At 45.9% G+C, this 19,631-nt stretch carries 24 protein-coding genes and 1 other RNA gene; 18 read left to right on the top strand and 7 right to left on the bottom strand.

What is annotated here, in order from left to right:
- Position 1 precedes the first annotated feature (1 nt).
- Positions 2-1,117, top strand: coding sequence for a bifunctional 3,4-dihydroxy-2-butanone-4-phosphate synthase/GTP cyclohydrolase II (gene ribBA / locus CWI78_RS03450; protein WP_126780266.1), 1,116 nt, complete (start codon positions 2-4; stop codon positions 1,115-1,117).
- Here ribBA and CWI78_RS03445 read toward each other — a convergent pair.
- Genes CWI78_RS03445 through CWI78_RS03430 form a run of 4 tightly spaced genes read right to left on the bottom strand, consistent with a single transcriptional unit; the run spans position 1,114 to position 4,493 of the window.
- On the bottom strand, positions 1,114-2,019 hold the full coding sequence (locus CWI78_RS03445; protein WP_244213058.1) for a ketopantoate reductase family protein: 906 nt from the start codon (positions 2,017-2,019) through the stop codon (positions 1,114-1,116). The genes ribBA and CWI78_RS03445 overlap by 4 nt on opposite strands.
- Complete coding sequence (locus CWI78_RS03440) at positions 2,012-3,355, bottom strand: AmpG family muropeptide MFS transporter (protein ID WP_126780262.1); 1,344 nt, start codon at positions 3,353-3,355, stop codon at positions 2,012-2,014. The genes CWI78_RS03445 and CWI78_RS03440 overlap by 8 nt, the downstream gene beginning before the upstream one ends.
- The gene (locus CWI78_RS03435; RefSeq protein ID WP_126780260.1) at positions 3,355-3,945 is read right to left on the bottom strand and encodes a peptidylprolyl isomerase; all 591 of its coding nucleotides are present in this window, start codon (positions 3,943-3,945) and stop codon (positions 3,355-3,357) included. The genes CWI78_RS03440 and CWI78_RS03435 overlap by 1 nt, the downstream gene beginning before the upstream one ends.
- 2 nt (positions 3,946-3,947) lie before the next feature.
- Positions 3,948-4,493 (bottom strand): YajG family lipoprotein, encoded by a 546-nt coding sequence (locus CWI78_RS03430; RefSeq protein ID WP_126780259.1) that lies wholly within the window; start codon positions 4,491-4,493, stop codon positions 3,948-3,950.
- 129 nt (positions 4,494-4,622) lie between these two features.
- Here CWI78_RS03430 and CWI78_RS03425 point away from each other — a divergent pair, with 129 nt between their 5' ends.
- The 3 genes from CWI78_RS03425 (at position 4,623) to ffs (ending at position 6,661) form a co-directional block, all read left to right on the top strand.
- On the top strand, positions 4,623-5,711 hold the full coding sequence (locus CWI78_RS03425; protein WP_126780257.1) for a ketoacyl-ACP synthase III: 1,089 nt from the start codon (positions 4,623-4,625) through the stop codon (positions 5,709-5,711).
- 20 nt (positions 5,712-5,731) lie between these two features.
- Positions 5,732-6,481, top strand: a complete 750-nt coding sequence (locus tag CWI78_RS03420; RefSeq protein WP_126780255.1) for an enoyl-CoA hydratase — start codon at positions 5,732-5,734, stop codon at positions 6,479-6,481.
- Between the two features lie 83 nt (positions 6,482-6,564).
- Positions 6,565-6,661: signal recognition particle sRNA small type (ffs, locus tag CWI78_RS03415), an RNA gene on the top strand.
- Between the two features lie 17 nt (positions 6,662-6,678).
- On the opposite strand, the gene CWI78_RS03410 is transcribed toward ffs, so the two are convergent.
- Genes CWI78_RS03410 through CWI78_RS03400 form a run of 3 tightly spaced genes read right to left on the bottom strand, consistent with a single transcriptional unit; the run spans position 6,679 to position 8,411 of the window.
- Positions 6,679-6,954 carry a late competence development ComFB family protein gene (locus CWI78_RS03410; RefSeq protein ID WP_126780253.1) on the bottom strand — a complete coding sequence of 92 codons (276 nt, stop codon included), beginning with the start codon at positions 6,952-6,954 and terminating at the stop codon, positions 6,679-6,681.
- Entirely contained in the window at positions 6,944-7,894 is a 951-nt protein-coding gene (locus CWI78_RS03405; protein ID WP_126780251.1) for a histone deacetylase family protein, read from the bottom strand. The genes CWI78_RS03410 and CWI78_RS03405 overlap by 11 nt, the downstream gene beginning before the upstream one ends.
- The gene (locus CWI78_RS03400) at positions 7,881-8,411 is read right to left on the bottom strand and encodes a primosomal replication protein (RefSeq protein WP_126780249.1); all 531 of its coding nucleotides are present in this window, start codon (positions 8,409-8,411) and stop codon (positions 7,881-7,883) included. Before CWI78_RS03400 ends, CWI78_RS03405 begins: the two co-directional genes overlap by 14 nt.
- A gap of 465 nt (positions 8,412-8,876) precedes the next feature.
- On the opposite strand from CWI78_RS03400, the gene CWI78_RS03395 reads away from it, so the two are divergent.
- The 14 genes from CWI78_RS03395 to recR all read left to right on the top strand — a co-directional run bounded on the left by CWI78_RS03395 (position 8,877) and on the right by recR (position 19,608).
- Positions 8,877-9,665 (top strand): DUF3450 domain-containing protein, encoded by a 789-nt coding sequence (locus CWI78_RS03395; protein WP_208642025.1) that lies wholly within the window; start codon positions 8,877-8,879, stop codon positions 9,663-9,665.
- Complete coding sequence (locus CWI78_RS03390; RefSeq protein ID WP_126780245.1) at positions 9,662-11,029, top strand: MotA/TolQ/ExbB proton channel family protein; 1,368 nt, start codon at positions 9,662-9,664, stop codon at positions 11,027-11,029. The genes CWI78_RS03395 and CWI78_RS03390 overlap by 4 nt, the downstream gene beginning before the upstream one ends.
- A 3-nt stretch (positions 11,030-11,032) precedes the next feature.
- Positions 11,033-11,557: a MotA/TolQ/ExbB proton channel family protein gene (locus CWI78_RS03385; RefSeq protein WP_126780243.1), complete on the top strand. Its 525-nt coding sequence runs from the start codon at positions 11,033-11,035 to the stop codon at positions 11,555-11,557.
- A gap of 12 nt (positions 11,558-11,569) precedes the next feature.
- Entirely contained in the window at positions 11,570-11,971 is a 402-nt protein-coding gene (locus CWI78_RS03380; protein ID WP_126780241.1) for an ExbD/TolR family protein, read from the top strand.
- Position 11,972: 1 nt separating this feature from the next.
- On the top strand, positions 11,973-12,584 hold the full coding sequence (locus CWI78_RS03375) for an energy transducer TonB (RefSeq protein WP_126780240.1): 612 nt from the start codon (positions 11,973-11,975) through the stop codon (positions 12,582-12,584).
- A 3-nt stretch (positions 12,585-12,587) separates the two neighbouring features.
- Positions 12,588-13,886 carry a tetratricopeptide repeat protein gene (locus CWI78_RS03370; RefSeq protein ID WP_126780229.1) on the top strand — a complete coding sequence of 433 codons (1,299 nt, stop codon included), beginning with the start codon at positions 12,588-12,590 and terminating at the stop codon, positions 13,884-13,886.
- Positions 13,887-13,955: 69 nt separating this feature from the next.
- The gene (locus CWI78_RS03365) at positions 13,956-14,765 is read left to right on the top strand and encodes an HvfB family MNIO-type RiPP peptide maturase (protein WP_126780227.1); all 810 of its coding nucleotides are present in this window, start codon (positions 13,956-13,958) and stop codon (positions 14,763-14,765) included.
- Between the two features lies 1 nt (position 14,766).
- Complete coding sequence (locus CWI78_RS03360) at positions 14,767-15,513, top strand: HvfC family RiPP maturation protein (protein WP_126780225.1); 747 nt, start codon at positions 14,767-14,769, stop codon at positions 15,511-15,513.
- Positions 15,514-15,579: 66 nt separating this feature from the next.
- The gene (locus CWI78_RS12990) at positions 15,580-15,702 is read left to right on the top strand and encodes a hypothetical protein (protein ID WP_276567874.1); all 123 of its coding nucleotides are present in this window, start codon (positions 15,580-15,582) and stop codon (positions 15,700-15,702) included.
- A 35-nt stretch (positions 15,703-15,737) separates the two neighbouring features.
- Entirely contained in the window at positions 15,738-16,115 is a 378-nt protein-coding gene (locus tag CWI78_RS03355) for a response regulator (RefSeq protein ID WP_126780223.1), read from the top strand.
- Positions 16,116-16,131: 16 nt separating this feature from the next.
- Positions 16,132-16,665, top strand: a complete 534-nt coding sequence (locus CWI78_RS03350; RefSeq protein ID WP_126780221.1) for an adenine phosphoribosyltransferase — start codon at positions 16,132-16,134, stop codon at positions 16,663-16,665.
- 25 nt (positions 16,666-16,690) lie between these two features.
- Positions 16,691-18,631, top strand: coding sequence for a DNA polymerase III subunit gamma/tau (gene dnaX / locus CWI78_RS03345; protein WP_126780219.1), 1,941 nt, complete (start codon positions 16,691-16,693; stop codon positions 18,629-18,631).
- 30 nt (positions 18,632-18,661) lie between these two features.
- Positions 18,662-18,988 carry a YbaB/EbfC family nucleoid-associated protein gene (locus tag CWI78_RS03340; RefSeq protein WP_011235080.1) on the top strand — a complete coding sequence of 109 codons (327 nt, stop codon included), beginning with the start codon at positions 18,662-18,664 and terminating at the stop codon, positions 18,986-18,988.
- Positions 18,989-19,002: 14 nt separating this feature from the next.
- Complete coding sequence (gene recR / locus CWI78_RS03335) at positions 19,003-19,608, top strand: recombination mediator RecR (RefSeq protein WP_126780217.1); 606 nt, start codon at positions 19,003-19,005, stop codon at positions 19,606-19,608.
- Positions 19,609-19,631 lie beyond the last annotated feature (23 nt).

Below are 19,631 nucleotides of genomic sequence, written 5' to 3'. Positions count from 1 at the left end.
TATGTCACTGCATAGCACAGAAGAGATTATTGAAGACATTCGTCAGGGTAAAATGGTTATCCTGATGGATGATGAAGATCGCGAAAATGAAGGCGATATTATTATTGCAGCCGAATGTGCGACTCCTGAGGCTATCAATTTTATGGCACGCTATGGTCGAGGACTTATTTGCTTAACCCTGACCGAAGAACGTTGCAAACAACTGAACCTGCCGTTGATGGTGGATAAGAATAATGCGCCTTACGCTACGAACTTTACGGTTTCCATAGAAGCTGCAGAAGGCGTAACGACCGGAATCTCAGCAGCCGACAGAGCAAAAACGGTGCTGGATGCAGTAAAGAAAGATGCGAAGCCAGAAGATTTAGTCATGCCGGGCCATATTTTTCCATTAAAAGCGAAGTCAGGTGGTGTACTGAACCGTGCTGGCCATACGGAAGCGGGTTGCGACCTGGCCCGCTTAGCCGGGTTCGAACCCGCCTCCGTTATCGTGGAAGTGTTGAACGAAGACGGCACCATGGCTCGTCGTCCCGATCTTGAAGCTTTTGCGAAAGAGCACGACATTAAAGTTGGTACTATTGCGGATCTGATTGAGTACCGTTCAATACAGGAAAAGACCATTGAGCGAGTGGCGGAGTGTGATTTACCCACCGCATTCGGTAAATTCCAGTTAATCACTTATCAAGATACCATCGATCAACAGGTTCATTATGCGCTCGTGCACGGTGATCTCTCTCAAGATAAAGTGACGAATGTGAGGGTTCACTTACAGGATACTTTCCACGATACCTTTTTAACTGAACGTGCGGCGAAACGCAGTTGGCCTATACAAAAAGCCATGTCTTACATCGCTGAGAATGATGGTGTGTTAGTCATTATTGGTCGTCAGCAAACGCCGGAAAATATCATTGCGCAGGTACAAGAATTTGAGGCTCAGGATAAAGGGGAGCACAAACCGACAGCTTCAGCATCGAGCGCTTCTCGTAACGTTGGTTTAGGCTCGCAAATTCTGGCTGATCTTAACATTCATAAAATGCATTTAATGAGCTCTCCAAAACGTTATTCGGCGCTGTCGGGTTTTGGTCTGGAAGTTGTCGATTTTATTGAAGATAAAGGCTAATTAGCGTAACGCTTCTGGAATTCATCCAGCAGCGCCTGGTGAGTCGGCGTGGCAATGCCCGCCGCCTTACCCGTTTGTATCAAATAACCGGTGAGTTGCTGTATTTCAGTGCGTCGTTGTTGTTTGATATCTTGTAGCATTGATGAATGGTTTAGTGCTGTTTCCCGCGCGACCCGAAGAACTTCCTGGTAACAATCATCACGGGTTAATGAAATGCCTTGCTTGTTCGCAACAGCAACGGCTTCAGTGGCAAGGCTGTAGAGTTGCGGTTGCCACTTCTCCTTTAATAATTCACCGTTAACGCATTGATAAATAGCAGTTAGCGGATTGATAACACAGTTAACAACTAATTTAAGCCAACGCTTTTCGCTGAGATCTTGTTCAAGAAGAAGCGGGGGGAATGCATCCTGCAAAATAAACCATGGGCTCAATTTTGCTTGTGTCGATTTTTTTTCTGCTTCAAGCCAACTGCGACCAGAGCCTCTGTGTTCTATGCAGATTGTGTCATTTTCATCCCGACTTTTTACGGCTCCATGAGTGGTTACCATATAGTGTACATTAAGTCCTTTTAACGTAGCCGGCAGAGTTACCATGCCGTTGTGGCTCAACACAATAGGCATTGTTTTTTGAAAGCCATCCAATTCCGAGATCCGTTGTAAAGCATCGGTCACATCAAAGGCTTTAACCGCAACAATGAAAACGCTATTTTTAGCTAGCGGTAATTGAACCACCGGAGCGCTAAAGGCGGTCTTTTTCCCAGAACGGGTGATTTGCCAGGAAACGCTATTTTTTCTTGTATGACGCGCCAATATAGAAACCGATTGTCGATGTTCAAGCAAACCAGCTGCCATTAAACCGCTAATGGCCCCGGGTCCTAGTACGACCCAGTTGGGATTAGCCATTGTCACGGTTTTTCTCCAGGGCCGTTAATGGTTTACGGATCACCCAAAGGAAAATTAGGCTGGGTATTACCATCACTGCGGTAAGTACAAAGAACAGCGCCCAATTTCCATTCATTGCATCAACAATAACGCCGCTGTAGGAAGACAGTGCGGTTTTTCCCAGCGTGCCGAGTGAAGCCATAAGAGCATACTGGGTGGCAGTGAAGGTGCGGTTGCAAAGCAAACTAATAAAGGCCACAAAGGCGACCGTCGACCAGGCGCTGGTGAAGCCGTCGATGAGTACCGCGCTTAAAAACAGGTTTGTATCCGGGCCGACCAGGGCAATCCAGGAGAACATGAGATTGGATGAGGCCATAGCAAGGCCGCCAATCATTAAACCTTTAACAATGCCCAGCCTTAAATTAACAGCGCTGCCGAGAAGGGCGAAAACAATGGTTACCCACCAAGTGACTAATTTTGAATAGGTACCGATTTCTGCGTTGGTGAAGCCTATTTCCTTATAGAAGACGATCGACATTCGGCCAAGAAAGGCTTCACCTATTTTAAACAGAAAGATAAACGCAAGAATTGAAAACGCAAGTTTGACGCCGTTACGAGAAAAGAACTCGCCAATAGGTTGGATAACAACAAGACTGACTCTTTCTTTCATCGCGGGCCAAAAATGGGTCAGTTTTGTTTTAACGGTCGGTTCCTGATGATAAGTGGTGCGGCGTACAAATAGCACAACGACCGCTAAAGCCAGCATCACGCAACCTAAACCAAAATACGCATGTTGCCATTGCCAGGTTATACCGTCGACAATAAAAAACGGAAGGGCACCTAAACCACTGTATCCGGTCCACCATCCAGCCGTTGTCATTGCCGCACCGGCATTCTGTAGACGCCCTTCAGATTCCGAGAATGACTCAATACGGTAAGCATCAATAGCAATATCCTGAGTGGCCGAGCTGATTGCGATACCAAGTGCAATAAACCCAACAAGATGGAGGCTGCTGGTGATGTTCAGACTGGCTAAAGCAAAACAGCCGCCGGCAATTAACATCTGGCAGAGGAATATCCAGCTTCGCCTTTGCCCTAGCCAACGTGTTAGAAGAGGCAACTTGAGATTGTCAATAAGCGGCGACCACAGGAAATTAATAGAATAGGCGCCAAAAACGGCTCCAAAATAGCCGATAACTGAGCGGGTGAGTCCGGCTTCCTGTAACCAGGCTGATAGTGCAGAGCTGATCATCACCCATGGAAAGCCGCTGGCGAGACCCAGCACAAAAATGACCCACACACGCGGTTGACGGTAAACTTGTAGGTCTTGCCAGAAAGTCGGTTTTGTCGCAGCCATTAGTTTTGCGGTACAACCTCAATGCGTTTCAAAATGGGTGGGTCGACAGGCACATCAGCCCAGCCAATATCATCACTGTAAGCCTGCGATTCAAGTTCAGCCATAGCTTCCAGTACATCCAGTCCTTCGACAATGCGGCCAAAAACTGCGTAACCCCAGTCACCCTCGTCCGGGTCGAGCGATTTATTGTCATTTAAGTTAAAAAAGAACTGTCGAGTGCCTGAATGTGGCTTGCGCTCGCGAGCCATAGAGATGGTACCATATTCGTTTTTCAGGCCGTTACCCGACTCATTCACGATTTTTTCAAAAGACGGTTTATCCTGAAAGTCTTCGTCGTAGCCGCCACCCTGAATGACAAAGTCAGGTACTAAGCGATGAAATATGGTGCCGTTGTATTGTGCTTTTTTTACATAACGGAAAAAGTTTTTAACGGTTAAAGGGGCTGCATTCCGGTTTAACTCAACAACAATATCGCCCATTGAAGTCACCATCTTGACTCTTGGGAAAGGGTTGTCTGGTTGAATTTCAGCGTGACTCATACCAATAAAGAGTGCGGTCGCTATGCCAACAAAATAGTTAAGCCATTTCATCGTTAAAAGTCCTCCTGTTCCGGTACCCGTAGCTTAGGATCGTTTGCGATATCGGTGAGCACCGAGTTCAGCAGCTGTTTGAACTGGCGTTCGATGGTTGCCTGAGCTGGTTTCAGACCGCCGGTTGAACTATAGGTTCCGGAGTAGAAGTTACTGTAGCGGCGATTATCGCGAGTGGCTTCAACGCGAATGGTAATACTGTGCTCCAGTTCGTACTTCATAGTATGAAGGGTTGCATCAATTAATGCTTTTTCAATACTGACGTACCAGGTAAGTCCATTGTTACTATACGATCCTGTTATTGGTTGTAACGCTTCTTCAACAATGGTCGTTAAAGGTCTTTGAGCGGGGGTAAACTCAGCTTTGTCTTCTTCTTTTTTATGGCGATACAGATAAGAGTAGGAGCGTTTGTCTTTGACTTCTAATTGATTCACCTGAGTATTGAGCTTGTCTACAACGGTGTCAGCACTAATAATCAATGGATCAGGCTGACTCTGGCATGCACTGACAAAAAGTACTAAACCCGCGGCAAATATTGTTCGAAACATATGATTTATCCTTTTTCCTGGCGGTCATTCACCTGACGTCGATTCGTGCTATGATACGATGAAACGGTATCGTCATAAAACACCCTATCATTATGACGATACTAGCCGACAGAAGTAAAAGGTTTTGCCGTGACTAAATTTGCTGAAATTACCGGTTGGGGAAAATGTCTGCCGCCGGCTGTAATGACCAATGATGACCTTGCAACCTTTTTGGAAACGTCCGATGAGTGGATTGTTTCACGAACAGGAATTTCCGAACGTCGAGTGAGCCATGTCGGTACATCCGAGCTGGCAACAGTTGCTGCGCGCAATGCACTGGCGGCAGCTGACTTAGACCCAAATGAATTAGACTTAATTATTGTCGGTACCTGTACTGCAGACGAGTTGATTCCAAATGTTGCTTCTAAGGTACAACAAAATATTGGCTCTAAGAATGCCGCCGCGTTTGACTTAAATGCAGCTTGCAGCAGCTTTCTGTATGGCATGCATGTGGCTACTCAGGGAATAAAAACCGGCGCGCACAAAAAAGTGTTGCTGATAGGCGCAGAGCGTTTGACTCGTATTCTGGATTGGACGAAACGTGAAAGCGCTGTGTTATTTGGTGACGGTGCCGGAGCTATGGTGTTGGAGGCTTCGGATGAAGAAGTCGGATTGCTGGCCAGTCATATCAGTTGTGATGCTGACGCACGCGATGTGTTGAGTCTTGAATTTGGTTCAAGTTTTGATCGGTTCAATTTTGACGGCATTATGCAATTTGATTTTGTTGGTCAGGAAATATTCAAGCGCGCCGTAAAAGGTATGAGTGCTGCAGTAGATAACGTATTCCAGCAAACCGGTATGACCACAGATGATATTGATGCACTGATTCCACATCAGGCCAATAAGCGATTAATCGACTTCCTTGGTAAAATGTGTAAAGTACCGAGTGAAAAAACTGTGATTAATATTCAAAATTACGGAAACACCTCGTCAGCCACTTTGCCTATTGCATTTGCCGAAGCGGCTGACAATGGCATTATCAAACCGGGTGATAGCATTATGTCTGCGGTATTTGGCGGTGGACTCACTTGCGGCGCTGGGTTAATAAAGTGGGGACAGAGAGTGACTCCGAAACGCCCAAATCAAATGGAGCTGCCTGCTGGTGACAAGAGTGCGTTGGAACTCATAGTACCTCTGCACGAAGCGACTCAAAAAGCGTGGAAAAATCGTGGTCAGTAATAAGTGACGGGAGACAGATTTTGAGCACAGAAGAACTCGTACAAGTTTCGCAAGATAATGGTGTTGTTCGTATACGCCTGAACCGTCCGGCAAAGAAGAATGCCTTCACTCAGGACATGTATACGACATGCAATGAAGCGTTGAAAGCTGCAGACAACGACAGTTCAATTCATGCTGTACTTTTTGAGTCTAGTGGTGACAGCTTTTCTGCTGGTAACGATTTAAATGACTTTCTGGCGGTCGAGAATTTAGATGAGTCAGCACCACCGTTTCAGTTTCTGCACACGCTCGCGCGCGTAGAGGTTCCTATAGTCGCTGCGGTCAATGGACTCGCGATAGGCATAGGTACCACCCTGTTATTGCATTGTGACATTGTGTATAGCAGCGATGATGCGGTATTCGCGTTACCTTTTGTGCAGCTGGGATTGTTACCCGAGGCGGCATCAAGTTTACTCTTGCCTCAAATTTGTGGTTATCAAAAAGCCGCAGAGTTATTACTGCTGGGCGAAAGCTTTGATGCTCAATCAGCTCAGCAGGCCGGTTTTGTTAATCATGTTGTTTCGGTTGAACGTTTGCCCGTTGTCGTCGATGAAACGCTGGATAAGCTGCGTAAGCAATCAAGAGATTCGCTGCGTATTTCTAAACATTTATTAAAGCAGCCTGTTGAGTCAGTGGCTGACCGAATTAGTCGCGAAGCGACATTTTTTGCCAAAGCATTAAGCTCGGATGCCGCTCGTCAGGCAATTGCCTCTAAGCTGCAGAAAAAGTGACCAAAAGGCAAACTGCGGGTTGTTTCAGCCGGGTAACTGGTTCATAATGCAGCCCGCTTTGAGTAAAGCGTTTATGGTGACTCTGCGGGTCCCCTCGCAACGCTAACTGGTGAACCCGGTCAGGCCCGGAAGGGAGCAGCCGTAGTCAGGGATGTGTGTGCCGAGGTGTGGCTGGTAGAGTCGCCACCCAATTTCTCTTAATCGCCGTCAGGGCGCTTCCTATCTTTAAGAAATTCCAGCGCTTCTGTTATAGCTTTATGTACTTGCATTTCCATGTCCAGTCGCTTCGAAGGTGGTAAGAAGAATGCCATATCCACTTCGTGTCGAATGTAGCGGGGCGGTAACTGATTAAGTACCAAACAACAAAGATCAGACAGAAACTCCTGACTGTGCTGCTTTTCAAGTTCCAGCTCTTCTATCCGGTCTGCGACTAAGCGTTCATAATAGTTGTGAATATCATCATCAAACTTCATGTGTTTTTCCTTCTGTTAGCTGACTTTCAGTATAGACATGATAACTCGCTCTGAGTAGTTGAGCATGAGCCCGGACTAAACGCTCTAAGTTACGTTGATAACCGCCTCCTATAACGGCAGCCAGAGGAATATCTTCGCGTTTTGCAAAGCCTAGTACAGAAAGGTCACGTTGAAAAATCCCCGCCAGACTAATACGCAGATGACCGAGTTCATCGCGTTGATAAATGTCGACACCGGCGTCGTATAAAATAAGGTCGGGCTTAACGTCTCGCTTAATAAATTGCAGGGTCTCCTGCAAAGTATCCAGGTACTGTGTATCGGATGTCTGTTTGGCTAAGGGTTTGTCTAAGTCAGATTGAGCTTTAGAGAAGGGAAAGTTGCGTTCGCCATGAATTGAACAGGTAAAAACTCTGTCGTCATTAGCAAATAAAGTGGCTGTTCCATCGCCCTGGTGGACGTCAGTATCCAATATCGCGATTTTTAGGTGGGGGTATTTAAGCAGTAGTTCATTGCAGGCAATTGCCAAATCATTAATTAAGCAAAAACCGCTCCCCCAATCTTTATGGGCATGATGGTATCCCCCGGAGAAGTGAATAGCGATACCATGAATTAAGGCAAGTTCAGTCGTTAACAGAGTGCCTCCGGCTGAGGTTAACGTGCGTCGCAATAAGCGCTCCGACCAGGGGAAACCAATGCGACGCCAGCGTGCTTTATCCATGCTGTTTGTACGAAGTTGGTTTATATAATTTGCACAATGGGTGTGGCCGACTTGTTGCCAACTAATAGCGCTCGGTTTATGCCACTGGTGTTCTTCCGCACCGTGCTTTACTGCCCAGTTTTTCAATAAACGGTATTTCTCTATTGGGTAACGATGTCTGGGGGGTAAGTCTAATTCACTATATATAGATGAATAAACAAAAGGGACGTCAACCTTCTTCATAACGACTTATCTTCTTCTCCAGAGTATCAATAGCCATCTGGCAGCGATTCAGACGTTGCTGAGCGCTTTGAATCAGCGTTGAATTATTGCCAGCTACGGCTGTATTAAGGTTTTCAGTGAGTCGTCTCTCGTAATCTCTGTAGGTAACCAACTGCTGATGCATTTGCTGAATTTTATTTTGTGCAGTAATGCGGTAATCCTGCTTTTGCTTTGGCGGCTTGTTTGTTCGGAAAGCTGTATTTAATGCTTCAAGCTGAAGACTGAGTTTTTCAGCAAGGTAACGCTGAGCGTTTTGATTTATGCTCTGTTGAAGCTGCAGAAAAAGGGTTTTGGTTTCCATTACGTAGTCGACTGCCAGATTGGAGCGTTGGCTGAACAGCGATTCACTGAACCAATTTTCACTCATCTCGCGTTGCTTTTGTCGATTTTTCTCATCAATTTGCTCAGCTTGCTCCTGTAAAGTACTGAGCAGCTGTTCAATATGTTGTATTGAGGTTATATTTAATGTGTCTCTCATGCCTTTATTCTAAAGGATTTTGGAACTTAGGTCACGAAATTGGGTCTGCTATTGAATATAGGTTCATCAATTAGTTGTTTAAAAAACGTTGAAATTCAAAAGTCAGTGTTGTTCGTCGATCAAAAAGTGATACTATTCTGGTAGGAGTAATATCCAAAGTTAGGTAAATATGTATCTATACTTAGGGTGTGAAATGAGTTGACGACAGGATGTTGTCCAAGAAAATATCTGGAAATTACGCGACTCCAGATCCGTGTTCTACACTGGATATAAAGCGAAAGCTATAGCGCGGTTGACTCAGTTTACTTGGTTGACAGCGTATAGTCATCGTGGGAGTATTCGTTGATATTGCTGTATTTTGGCAATAATAATAAAGGGTAGAACTAGATCTTTTCGTCATTCAAACAACTGGTGTTTCGCGCCTTAGGCGTTGAAGCGGAAGTTAAGTCAAATTGGTTGGGAACTATGACCAAAGTAATCAAAAGAACCAAACTCGCTGCAACCCTGATGGGTGTGATGGCGTTTGCTGGCACCGGCGTTGCCGCTGCACAGCAAGTAGATGTAGCTAAGCTACAAAACGAAGAGCAAAAGATTTTGAACGCCGACGAACAGTCGCAAGAAAAAATCAACTCTTTGTTCGAGCAGAGCCAAGACCTTCTTATCGAGTATCGCTCAGTGGTTGCTGAGTACGAGAACTTGAAAGTCTATAACGACCACGTTCAGCGTTTGGTTAATGACCAGAACGCGACGCTTGAGTCTCTGCAGAATCAAATCAACGGAATTGAACGCACCAAACAGGGCGTTGTTCCTTTGATGTATGAAATGATCGACTCGCTTGAGCAGTTTGTGAAATTGGATATTCCAATTCACCGCGAAAAGCGTATGGATCGTGTTGAGCGTCTGCGTGACATCATGGACAGCTCAAGTGTTTCTACATCAGAGCAATTTCGTCAAATCATTGAAGCTTATCAAACTGAAATGGACTACGGTTCAGGTTTGATTTCTTATCAGGGCAACCTGGAAGTTGATGGTAAGGAAGTTGCTGTCGATTATTTCCACATGGGTCGTGTTGCTTTCTTAGCTCAGTCTCTGGACTTGAAAAATGCTTGGATCTACAACAACGAAACCGATGAGTGGACTGCTTTGGAAGACGAGTTTATCCGTCCTCTGACCCAAGCGATTCGTATGTCACGTAAGCAACTTGCTTACGATCTGGTGAAACTTCCAGTATTCGCAGCGGAGAGTGCAGAATGAATAAATTAGTTAAATCGTTAATGATTGCAGCAGCAGTCACCCTTTCTGCCGGTACGACTCTCGCTGCTCAAGCTCAGGATCAATCTGAAGCTAAGAACCTTGACGAGCTGCTGCAGCTTGTTGAGAAAAATCGTGTTTCTTCTCGTGAACTGAACGCTGAACGTGAGCGTGAGTTTACGGCTGCCCGTGCCGATAAGCAGGCTTTGCTTAATCGCGCTGAGCAGCAGTTAGAAGAAGAAAAGGCTCGTGGCAAACGTTTACAGGAAGAATTTTCTGAAAACGAAGTTGACCTCGCGAACAAAGAACAAGAACTTGAGAATGCCAAGGGCACCTTAGGTGAAATGTTCGGTGTTGTACGTGGTGCTGCGACAGAAACTATTGGTCGCGTCGCAACGTCAATCGTTAGTGCGCAATACCCGGGTCGTGAAGATGTGCTGGAAAGCTTATCTGAAGCTAAAGAACTTCCTACTTTGGAAGAGCTTGAAGAGCTTTGGAAAGCACTTCTGACTGAAATGGTTGAATCAGGTAAAGTGGTTAAGTTTGATACCGAAGTAACGTTGCTTGACGGTGGTAGTGAAACCCGTGAAGTGGTTCGTGTCGGTACGTTTAACCTTATTTCTGGCGAACAATACCTGGTATACAACGACACAACGGAGCAAGTTCAGCCGTTAGGTCGTCAACCTCAGGGTAGCGCAACTTCACAAGCTGAAGAATTTGCTAATACCGACGAAGGTTATGAAGGTGTATTCCTTGATCCTTCAAAAGGTCAGATTCTTAGCTTGTTAACTGGCAAAAAGACACTAGAAGAGCATTATCACCAAGGTGATACTGTCGGTTATGTTATTACCGCAGTATTAATTCTTGGTCTGCTAATTTCTGTATTCAAATTGGTTACATTGACAACGGCAGCAGGAAAAATCCGCTCTCAGTTGAAAAATGCTGATAAGCCTAAAGATAACAACGCATTAGGCCGTATCTTGCAAGTTTACCATGAGAATAAGAATGCCGATCCAGAAAACCTGGAATTAAAATTAGATGAGGCAATTCTGCGCGAAACGCCTAGAATCGAAAGTGGCATTAATGTCATCAAGATTTTAGCGGCTATCGCACCATTGCTTGGTCTATTAGGTACAGTTGTCGGTATGATTGGTACCTTCCAGTCAATTACACTGTTTGGTACTGGTGATCCTAAGATCATGGCAGGCGACATCTCTATGGCGTTGGTAACAACGGCTATGGGTCTGATTGCAGCTATTCCATTGATTTTGGCTCACAGTATTGTGGCTTCTCGCGGCAAGTCTATTGTTCATATTCTGGACGAGCAAGCAGCGGGTATCGTAGCCTCGCATTCGGAGAAGGAGTAACCCATGCTTTACCTGATGGAACTTTGGGAATCTATCAGGGATTTTCTGGCTACCGGTGGCGATGTCTTGTACATCGTCATGGGGGTGCTCTTTCTAATGTGGGTACTGATGATTGAGCGTTATTGGTATCTTACAGGTGCTTTCCCTAAATTTCGCAACGAGATTATTGCGAAATGGGATGCCCGTAAGGACACCACCTCATGGTACGCCCATAGAATCCGTGAAGCATGGATTTCCGAAGCGAACGATAAACTGAATGCACGTATTCTGTTGATAAAAACTTGTGTTGCCTTATGTCCGCTGGTCGGGCTGCTGGGTACCGTGACAGGTATGATTACAGTGTTTGAAATCATGGCAGTGCAAGGGACGGGTAACCCTCGTCTGATGGCATCGGGTATTTCGATGGCAACAATCCCGACGATGGCGGGAATGGTTGCAGCATTATCCGGTATGTTTTTCGCGACACGTCTTGAAAGTAAAGTGCGCAGAGCGAAAGAAGGCCTTATTGACAGTTTGCCACATCACTAAGAGAGTAAAATTATGGCACGTAATCGTAATCGAGAAGAGGAAGATGCGTCGATTGACATGACGCCGATGCTTGACATCGTGTTCATTATGTTGATCTTCTTTATCGTAACGACCTCATTCGTCAAAGAAGCTGGTATTCAGGTCAATAAGCCTGAAGCTAATAATACGACCAAGGAGCCTTCAGCTAACATCTTTATCGCTATTCGCGATACCGGTGAGGTTTGGATGGATAAACGTCAAGTGGATGTTGAACGCGTAGGCGCGAACATCGAACGTATGCTTGCCGAACAGCCAACTGATGTTGTTGTTATCCAGGCAGACACGAAAGCTGAGCATGGTGTCGTTGTTGAAGTTATGGATCAGGTTAAGGAAGCGGGTATCGATCAGATATCCATAGCTGCGGAGAATAACTAATATGGTGCGCTTTTTAGTATCTTTACTACTAGGTGCCGCCGTTACGTTTGCTCTGTTTGCTTTCATGGCTTACTTAATCGGCGGAGGAGCGCAGCGCAACGAAGCGCCGCCTCCATCTCCGGTTATTGACATCGTAACGTCGCCACCTGAGTCTGACGTTCAGGAGCGTCGGCGTACTCCGCCGCCGCCACCGCCGCCACCGGAGCAACCACCAGAAACACCACAGTCTGAACCAGATACATCAGACAGTGGCATGAACATGAACATGGGTTTTGATGTTGATGTTGGTGGAGCTGATACCGGACTTTCAGGTCCTGGTGGAGGTTTAAGTTCTGACGGTGACGCAACACCAATCGTTCGTATTGAACCGCGTTATCCGCCATCTGCTGCCCGAAATGGCACAGAAGGTTGGGTACAACTGCGCTTCACTATCGATGAACAAGGTGGTGTAACTGACGTTGAAGTCATTGATTCTGAACCTCGTCGAGTTTTCGATCGAGAGGCACGCCGCGCGTTATTGCGTTGGAAGTATAAGCCTAAGATTGTTGACGGTAAGCCTATTCGTCAGGAAGGCATGACCGTTCAGCTCGACTTCACAATGGATGGGAACTAAGAAATGAAATATACATTAAAAACATTTGTTAGTGCCCTGGCTTTCGTTTCGGTTATGTCGATGACAACGTCCCAGGCTTCGGCCCAGGACCTTGGCTTTAACATTCCGGACGAAGACACTGTTGAGGCGCAGAAAGACGCTCGAGACAATAAAGCAGCATCGCAAAGCATCGGTCGCGCCATTATGGATGCGTTCGACCTGTATGAAGAAGAAAAAATCAAGGAAGCGATACTAGTTCTTGAAGATCAAGACCCGAGCGACGGGTATGATTCTGCTTATCTAGGCCGTTTCCTTGGTAACCTTTATGCAGCAGATGAACGTCTGTCAGATGCTCTGCGAGTCTTGAAAGATTCTGTTGATCAAGATGTGCTCGGTTGGAGTGATCAAGCCGCGGCGCTGAAACTTGTCGGGCAAATTAGCTTGCAGGAAGAGAATTATGAGCAGAGCCTTGAATACCTTAAAAAGTGGGTTCAATTCACAGGTGAGCGTGATCCTCAAGTTTTCTTGTATATGGCTAATGCGCACTATCAGATGAAGAACTTCGAGGAAATTATTCCTTTCGCTGAAGCATCTTTGCAAGCAGCTGAGAAGCCTGAAAAAAATGTCTACACGCTGATGATGGCATCTTACTATGAACGTAAGATGTATCCTCAGGCGATAGACGTTCTTGAAGAAGGTTTGAACAAACTACCAGCAGTAACAACCTGGTGGGCTCAGCTAGCTCAGTTTTACATGTTGGAAGAAAATTTAGCAAAATCTCTTCAAACCATGGAAATAGCCTATATGGCCGGATACCTTGATACTGAGAGTCAGTATAAAATGCTGGTTCAATTGTATGATAACGAAGGTGTTCCATATAAAGCCGCTACCACTATGGAAAAGCATGTAGAAGCTGGAGATATTGAAGGGACTGCTAAAAACTATGCCAGTATGGCTAATAGTTTTCATCGGGCAAAATCGCTTGATAAAGCAGTTTCCTGGTATCAGCGTGCAGCAGAAGCCGCTAGCGATGATGACAACAAAGGTGAATATTACCGCAAACAAGGCAACTTGATGCTGTTGAATGAACAGTATATTGCGGCAACGGATCCTTTGAAAAAAGCTCTGGACTATTTAGAGCGTAGTGAAGAAGGTCGCGTTTATATGTCCTTAGCAGAAGCGTATTTCTATGGTGGTGACTATCGCCAGGCAATGCGTTATGTTGATGAAGCCGCTACCTTTGACGGTCAACGTCGTAGTGCTCGTAGCTGGAAGGGTTACATAAAGTCGACAGCAGAACGAAAAGGCATTGATTTAGATTAATCGCTTTTTGTTATGACTGCACAGTAAAACCCGACCACAGTGTCGGGTTTTTGTTTTCTTGGGGGCAAAATGAAACCTAATTCAATTGGTTTAGGATTAAGAAATGAGTTACTGGATGCCGCATTAGCGGGAGATATTAACGCGGACTTTCTTGAGCTTGCCCCGGAAAACTGGATACCTTTTAAAGGTCAGCGTTTAGATAAACTGGCTAGAGTTGCCGAGAACTATCAATTAACGAGCCACGGGCTATCACTTTCTATTGGTAGTCAGGATCCTCTTGATAGCGCGTTTATAAAAGACGTGAAGCAGTTTTTGAAAGCATTTGACGTTGAAATTTATAGTGAGCACTTAAGTTACTGCTCTCACAATGGTCAGCTGTACGACTTGCTGCCAATACCTTTTACGGTAGACGCCGTTTCCCATGTCAGCTCGAGGATAAGGGATGTCCAAACTCTTCTCGGACAACCGTTGATACTCGAAAACGTATCTTATTATGCCAGTCCTGCTCCAGAGCTAACCGAGCTTGAGTTTATCAAGCAAGTGCTTGAATCAAGCAACTGTAAGCTTCTTCTGGATGTTAACAACGTTTTTGTGAACAGCGTTAATCATCGTTATGATCCTTATGAATTTATTGCTGGACTGCCTTCAGAGCGAATTATTTACGGGCACATAGCAGGGCATCACGAAGAATATGATGATCTTTATGTCGATACCCATGGTGCTGAGGTTAAAGAGCAAGTGTTTGAACTTCTGGATTATGCGTATGGACAACACGGTGTTTATCCGACACTACTGGAAAGAGACTTTAATTTCCCTTCATTGGACGAATTGAACCAAGAGTTGGGTCAAATTAAAGTGATACAAGAGCGACACGCGTAAAATGACGTTCAAAAAAATTCAAGCCCGCTTTGTCGAGCAGTTAAAAGATCCACAAAAAATTGCCGATGAAACTTGGCTGAAAGACATTGAGCCTCGCAGGCTAGCTGTTTACCAACGACTTTTACGTAATAACATTTTTCGTTTTATTGATAGCGCTTTCCCTGTACTGAGTAAGCTGTCAGATGCCAACCAATGGTCTGAAACTAAAGAGCGATTTTTTCGGAACTTTTCCTCTGACTCTCCTTACTTTACCGGAATAGCAAAGAATTTTGTTGACTACTTGCAGTCAAATGAAGAGCTGCAAGTTTTTGCTGCTGAACTGGCTCATTACGAATGGGCAGAGCTGTCAGTAGAGCAAAAACTCTGGCCTGAGAGTTATGTTTGCCTTACAGAAGAGCTCAGCCAAGAGCACACTATTGGACTTAATCCAACGGCATTAGTAGCGTCATATCAGTACCCTGTTGATGAGATAAGCGAGCAATTCCAACCTTGTGAACCCTTGTCAGAACCGCGCTTTTTGGTTGTTTTTCGTGATAGTGGTGGGAAGGTTCGTTTTATTCGCATCAATGCGATGACCTATCTGCTTGTAACCGAGCTACAGAGTCAACAGGGTATTCAATTCAAAGCCTTTCTCGAACGTTTACCAGAACTGCTTCCACAGTGGCCAGCGGAGCAGCTGCAGCAAGGTGCAATGCAGACAATAAACCAATTTGCAAAGCAGCAGTTAATATTAACAGTAAAGAATTGAATTCAACTTTTATCGTTGTAAAGGATCGAGTATGATCGGTTTCGATTTCATCGAGGGGTAAAAGTTATGTCATCAGAAACCTTTAAAGAACCTGCGGGCAAAAGATTTTTGCTCATCGCGGTCGTCTTATTTTTAATTGCTGGCTGTTTGCCATTAGTTTTACGCTTAGCTCAGCTTTTTTCTGCCTAATTAAATCCTCATTAACTATCAGGTAAACGACATTTATGTCAGTCTCTTTGCTCGTTGTAGAGGATAAAGACAAAACTCGCCAATCGATAAGTAATGCGATAGAGCCGCTTGGTTTCGATGTAACCTTTGCATGCGATGGTCTCGATGGCTTGAGTAAGGCGAAACAATCGTATTTTGATATCGTCCTGCTCGATCATAAAATGCCGGTGATGGACGGCTTGTCATTGTTGAAAAACCTGCGTGAGCTTGATGCCTATCGGCATAGCCCATTACTGTTCATGTCAACTCAGGATCTGGTTGAAATAGAGCCTAAAGCATTAAAAGCAGGGGCAACGCAATGTCTTGCAAAACCTCTCCAGCAAGATTTTCTGGTTGATACGTTAAAAGCGTGGGCGGTGCGCCTTGTTGCCTAATGACGAGAGTGAGAAGATGGAGTCAACTGTAACGGATATTAGGGACTCAATTGGTGCCATTAGGGACTATCCCAAGCCGGGAATTATCTTTCGGGATATTACCCCTTTGTTGCAAGACCCGGATGCGTTTCGGTCCGCCATTAAGCTCTTAAAGCAGCGTTACAGCCAGTTGGGAATTACTCAAATTGCAGCCATTGAAGCCCGCGGTTTTATTTTTGGTTCCGCGTTAGCCTATGCCATGGGTTGCGGAGTAACACTTCTTCGAAAGCCAGGGAAATTGCCAGGCAAAGTCGTAAGCCAAAGTTATCAGCTTGAGTACGGTTCTGACCAATTGGAAATGCACGAAAATGCATTGACGATGAACGACCGCGTATTGATTGTTGACGACTTGTTGGCAACCGGCGGGACAGTTATTGCAGCCAATCAGTTGATCACATCCCTTGGTGCTGACGTTATCGAAGCAGCATTTGTCGTGTCATTACCTGAGTTAGGTGGTGAAGATAAATTGCAGCAGGCTGGCGTTGCATGCTATACCTTATGTCAGTTCTAAAGAGACAGAGTTAAGAATCCGCCCTATGAGTTATCAGGTACTGGCAAGAAAATGGCGACCTTCGCAGTTTGCCGAAGTCGTTGGTCAACAACATGTTCTGAAACCACTTGAGCATGCGCTTGATAAGCAGCGGTTGCACCATGCCTATTTGTTCACTGGTACACGAGGGGTGGGAAAAACCACCATTGCACGGATATTAGCCAAGGCACTTAACTGCGAACAAGGCATTACGGCAACCCCTTGCGGGCAATGCAGTGCCTGCCTTGAGATTGAGCAGGGACGATTTGTCGACTTGTTGGAGATCGATGCCGCATCGAGAACAAAAGTCGAAGATACAAGAGAATTACTCGATAATGTTCAGTATCGTCCGACTCGCGGCCGCTATAAAGTTTATCTAATTGATGAAGTGCATATGTTATCCCGGCACAGCTTTAATGCGTTGCTGAAAACATTGGAAGAGCCACCCGAACACGTTAAGTTTCTTTTAGCGACAACCGATCCTCAAAAGTTGCCGGTGACTATTTTGTCACGCTGCCTGCAGTTTAATCTAAAAGCCTTATCGAACGATGATATAACGCAACAGCTCAGCTATGTTCTTGCTCAGGAGCAAGTTCAGGCGGATTCAGAGGCGCTGCCTTTATTAGCTCGTTCCGCCCGTGGCAGCATGCGCGATGCGTTGAGCCTGACCGATCAGGCAATAGCACAAGGTGGTGGTTCGGTTAGTATTGATAGTGTTAGGCGGATGCTGGGAAATGTTCCTGTGGCAGACATTGCTGCACTGCTTGATTGTGTACTTGATGGTGATGCAGAAGCGGTCATGCAGCGTATTGATGGCATGGTCTCTATGGTACCGGATCTCAGCTCAGTATTGGTTGAGCTGCAAAGCTTATTGCATCAGTTAGCATTAGTTCAGCAGGTACCTGGCGCGGCGAATGCCTTCGAAAATGGCGACGTTCTTAAGCCACTCTTACGGCGTATGCCGGCTGAATTGATCCAGGTTTTTTACCGTATTGTATTGGAAGGGCGTCGGGAACAAGCTTTTGCCATTGATGCCCGCAGTGGACTGGAAATGACGTTGTTACGTTTGCTGTGTTTCCGCCCCGAGGAAAGCGCCGATCATAATGATATTGAGGCATTAAGCTCGTCCCGGTCGGCCGAAGTTCCAGATTCAGAACTTACGGGTTCTGAATTAGAGGAAACCGTGCAAGAACCGGAGCCGGAGTTTAGTTATCCCGAGCCGGAAGAAGAACAGAATACCTACGATGATGAACCTCCCTCTTATCATACTGAAGAGCAGACAACTGAGCCTCCTCAACAGGATACCGGTGTGTCCGATCTGCTGCGTGTGCGGGAGCAACTGGCTGAAAAAAAAAATCCCGACAAAAATAGTCAGTCGGTAGATACGCCAGCGGTTAGTGAGTTCATTGCGCCGAAGAAAGCTGAATTGGGTACTGAGTCGAGTGAAGAAGACAATACAGACTCAGGTCTCCAGCAAAGCCCCCAATTTGAAGAACAAGTAACTGAAACCAGGTCCGGCGCAATTGATTATCCGTTTCCTGAATTGAATGATGATATCCGGGAAGCTGCTGAAATTGATAAATGGAGCGCGATGATAGCGGGTATGGACATTTCCGGACTGGCTCGTCAGGTATTGTTGAACTCCGAGTTGCAGAAAGCCGGAGAGGATGACTGGCTCATTCTGGTTGCAGAGGAACAAAAAAGTTTATTGAACGAATCGACCAGTCAGGCCGTCAGAGAGTCTTTGGCCGGATTATTAGGGGCGACCGCCAGGGTCGAGTTTAACGTCGGCGTGCCGACTCAACCAACCCCTCTTATGGTGCAGCAACATATTAATGAATACCGACATCAACGTGCTTGTGAAATATTGCAGGCGGATACCGGTGTGCGGGAGTTGCAGAAACGATTTCAAGCGCAAATTGATGAGTCATCAATTCAGGCGCGTTAATTTTTAGAAGCTTAAACGAGGAATAAAACTATGTTTAAAGGTGGAATGGGTAACATGATGAAGCAGGCGCAACAAATGCAAGAGCGCATGCAGCAAGCCCAGGAAGAAGTCGCGAACATGGAAGTCACCGGTGAAGCCGGTGCTGGCTTGGTGAAGATCACCATGTTGGGAAACCACAACGTAAAGCGCGTTAGTATCGACCCAAGCCTAATGGAAGACGACCAGGAAATGCTGGAAGATTTGATTGCAGCCGCGACGAATGATGCCGTACGCCGGGTTGAAGAAACCAGTAAAGAGCGTATGTCAGAGATCACTGGCGGCATGGGCTTGCCTCCTGGCTTTAAGATGCCTTTTTAAGTCGTCAGGTCATCATGAGTATCAGTCCGGCAATTGATCAGCTTGTTGATAATTTAAAACGTCTACCGGGTGTTGGCCAAAAGTCAGCACAGCGTATGGCGTTTTATTTGCTTGAGCGTGATCGCGGCGGAGCCTCAAGGCTCGCTGAGTCTTTGCAGTCCGCTGTTGAAAAAGTGGGTCACTGCGAGTGTTGCCGGACCTTAACTGAAGAGCCACTGTGTCGAATTTGCAATAACCCGATGCGGCGTGAGAACGGCGTATTGTGCGTTGTGGAAACACCCGCCGATGTCTTAGCCATTGAACAAACTTCTCAGTTTCAGGGACGCTACTTCGTATTGATGGGGCATTTGTCGCCGCTGGACGGCATCGGCCCGGCGGATATTGGTCTGGATGAGCTTGAGCGGCAACTGCAAAGTGAACCGGTTGAAGAGATTGTTCTGGCAACGAACCCGACCGTTGAGGGTGATGCGACCGCACACTATATTGCGGATATTGCGGCACAACAGAATATTAATACCACGCGTATCGCTCACGGAGTGCCAGTAGGCGGTGAGCTGGGTTATGTCGATCAAACCACATTAGGTCATGCCTTCAGCGGACGAAAACAATTTTCCCGATGACTTGAAAATGTCTCCTGCGCCCC

The organism is Idiomarina ramblicola (assembly GCF_003987255.1).
Taxonomy (GTDB): Bacteria; Pseudomonadota; Gammaproteobacteria; order Enterobacterales; family Alteromonadaceae; genus Idiomarina; species Idiomarina ramblicola.
This window is presented reverse-complemented; position numbering and strand designations above follow the sequence as displayed.

What these genes read in the sequence shown, in the direction of transcription:
- ribBA (WP_126780266.1), top strand. Translation starts at nt 2, where the DNA reads ATGTCACTGCATAGCACAGAAGAGATTATTGAAGACATTCGTCAGGGT.
- CWI78_RS03445 (WP_244213058.1), bottom strand. Translation starts at nt 2,019, where the DNA reads ATGGCTAATCCCAACTGGGTCGTACTAGGACCCGGGGCCATTAGCGGT.
- CWI78_RS03440 (WP_126780262.1), bottom strand. Translation starts at nt 3,355, where the DNA reads ATGGCTGCGACAAAACCGACTTTCTGGCAAGACCTACAAGTTTACCGT.
- CWI78_RS03435 (WP_126780260.1), bottom strand. Translation starts at nt 3,945, where the DNA reads ATGAAATGGCTTAACTATTTTGTTGGCATAGCGACCGCACTCTTTATT.
- CWI78_RS03430 (WP_126780259.1), bottom strand. Translation starts at nt 4,493, where the DNA reads ATGTTTCGAACAATATTTGCCGCGGGTTTAGTACTTTTTGTCAGTGCA.
- CWI78_RS03410 (WP_126780253.1), bottom strand. Translation starts at nt 6,954, where the DNA reads ATGAAGTTTGATGATGATATTCACAACTATTATGAACGCTTAGTCGCA.
- CWI78_RS03405 (WP_126780251.1), bottom strand. Translation starts at nt 7,894, where the DNA reads ATGAAGAAGGTTGACGTCCCTTTTGTTTATTCATCTATATATAGTGAA.
- CWI78_RS03400 (WP_126780249.1), bottom strand. Translation starts at nt 8,411, where the DNA reads ATGAGAGACACATTAAATATAACCTCAATACAACATATTGAACAGCTG.
- CWI78_RS03395 (WP_208642025.1), top strand. Translation starts at nt 8,877, where the DNA reads ATGACCAAAGTAATCAAAAGAACCAAACTCGCTGCAACCCTGATGGGT.
- CWI78_RS03390 (WP_126780245.1), top strand. Translation starts at nt 9,662, where the DNA reads ATGAATAAATTAGTTAAATCGTTAATGATTGCAGCAGCAGTCACCCTT.
- CWI78_RS03385 (WP_126780243.1), top strand. Translation starts at nt 11,033, where the DNA reads ATGCTTTACCTGATGGAACTTTGGGAATCTATCAGGGATTTTCTGGCT.
- CWI78_RS03380 (WP_126780241.1), top strand. Translation starts at nt 11,570, where the DNA reads ATGGCACGTAATCGTAATCGAGAAGAGGAAGATGCGTCGATTGACATG.
- CWI78_RS03375 (WP_126780240.1), top strand. Translation starts at nt 11,973, where the DNA reads ATGGTGCGCTTTTTAGTATCTTTACTACTAGGTGCCGCCGTTACGTTT.
- CWI78_RS03370 (WP_126780229.1), top strand. Translation starts at nt 12,588, where the DNA reads ATGAAATATACATTAAAAACATTTGTTAGTGCCCTGGCTTTCGTTTCG.
- CWI78_RS03365 (WP_126780227.1), top strand. Translation starts at nt 13,956, where the DNA reads ATGAAACCTAATTCAATTGGTTTAGGATTAAGAAATGAGTTACTGGAT.
- CWI78_RS03360 (WP_126780225.1), top strand. Translation starts at nt 14,767, where the DNA reads ATGACGTTCAAAAAAATTCAAGCCCGCTTTGTCGAGCAGTTAAAAGAT.
- CWI78_RS12990 (WP_276567874.1), top strand. Translation starts at nt 15,580, where the DNA reads ATGTCATCAGAAACCTTTAAAGAACCTGCGGGCAAAAGATTTTTGCTC.
- CWI78_RS03355 (WP_126780223.1), top strand. Translation starts at nt 15,738, where the DNA reads ATGTCAGTCTCTTTGCTCGTTGTAGAGGATAAAGACAAAACTCGCCAA.
- CWI78_RS03350 (WP_126780221.1), top strand. Translation starts at nt 16,132, where the DNA reads ATGGAGTCAACTGTAACGGATATTAGGGACTCAATTGGTGCCATTAGG.
- dnaX (WP_126780219.1), top strand. Translation starts at nt 16,691, where the DNA reads ATGAGTTATCAGGTACTGGCAAGAAAATGGCGACCTTCGCAGTTTGCC.
- CWI78_RS03340 (WP_011235080.1), top strand. Translation starts at nt 18,662, where the DNA reads ATGTTTAAAGGTGGAATGGGTAACATGATGAAGCAGGCGCAACAAATG.
- recR (WP_126780217.1), top strand. Translation starts at nt 19,003, where the DNA reads ATGAGTATCAGTCCGGCAATTGATCAGCTTGTTGATAATTTAAAACGT.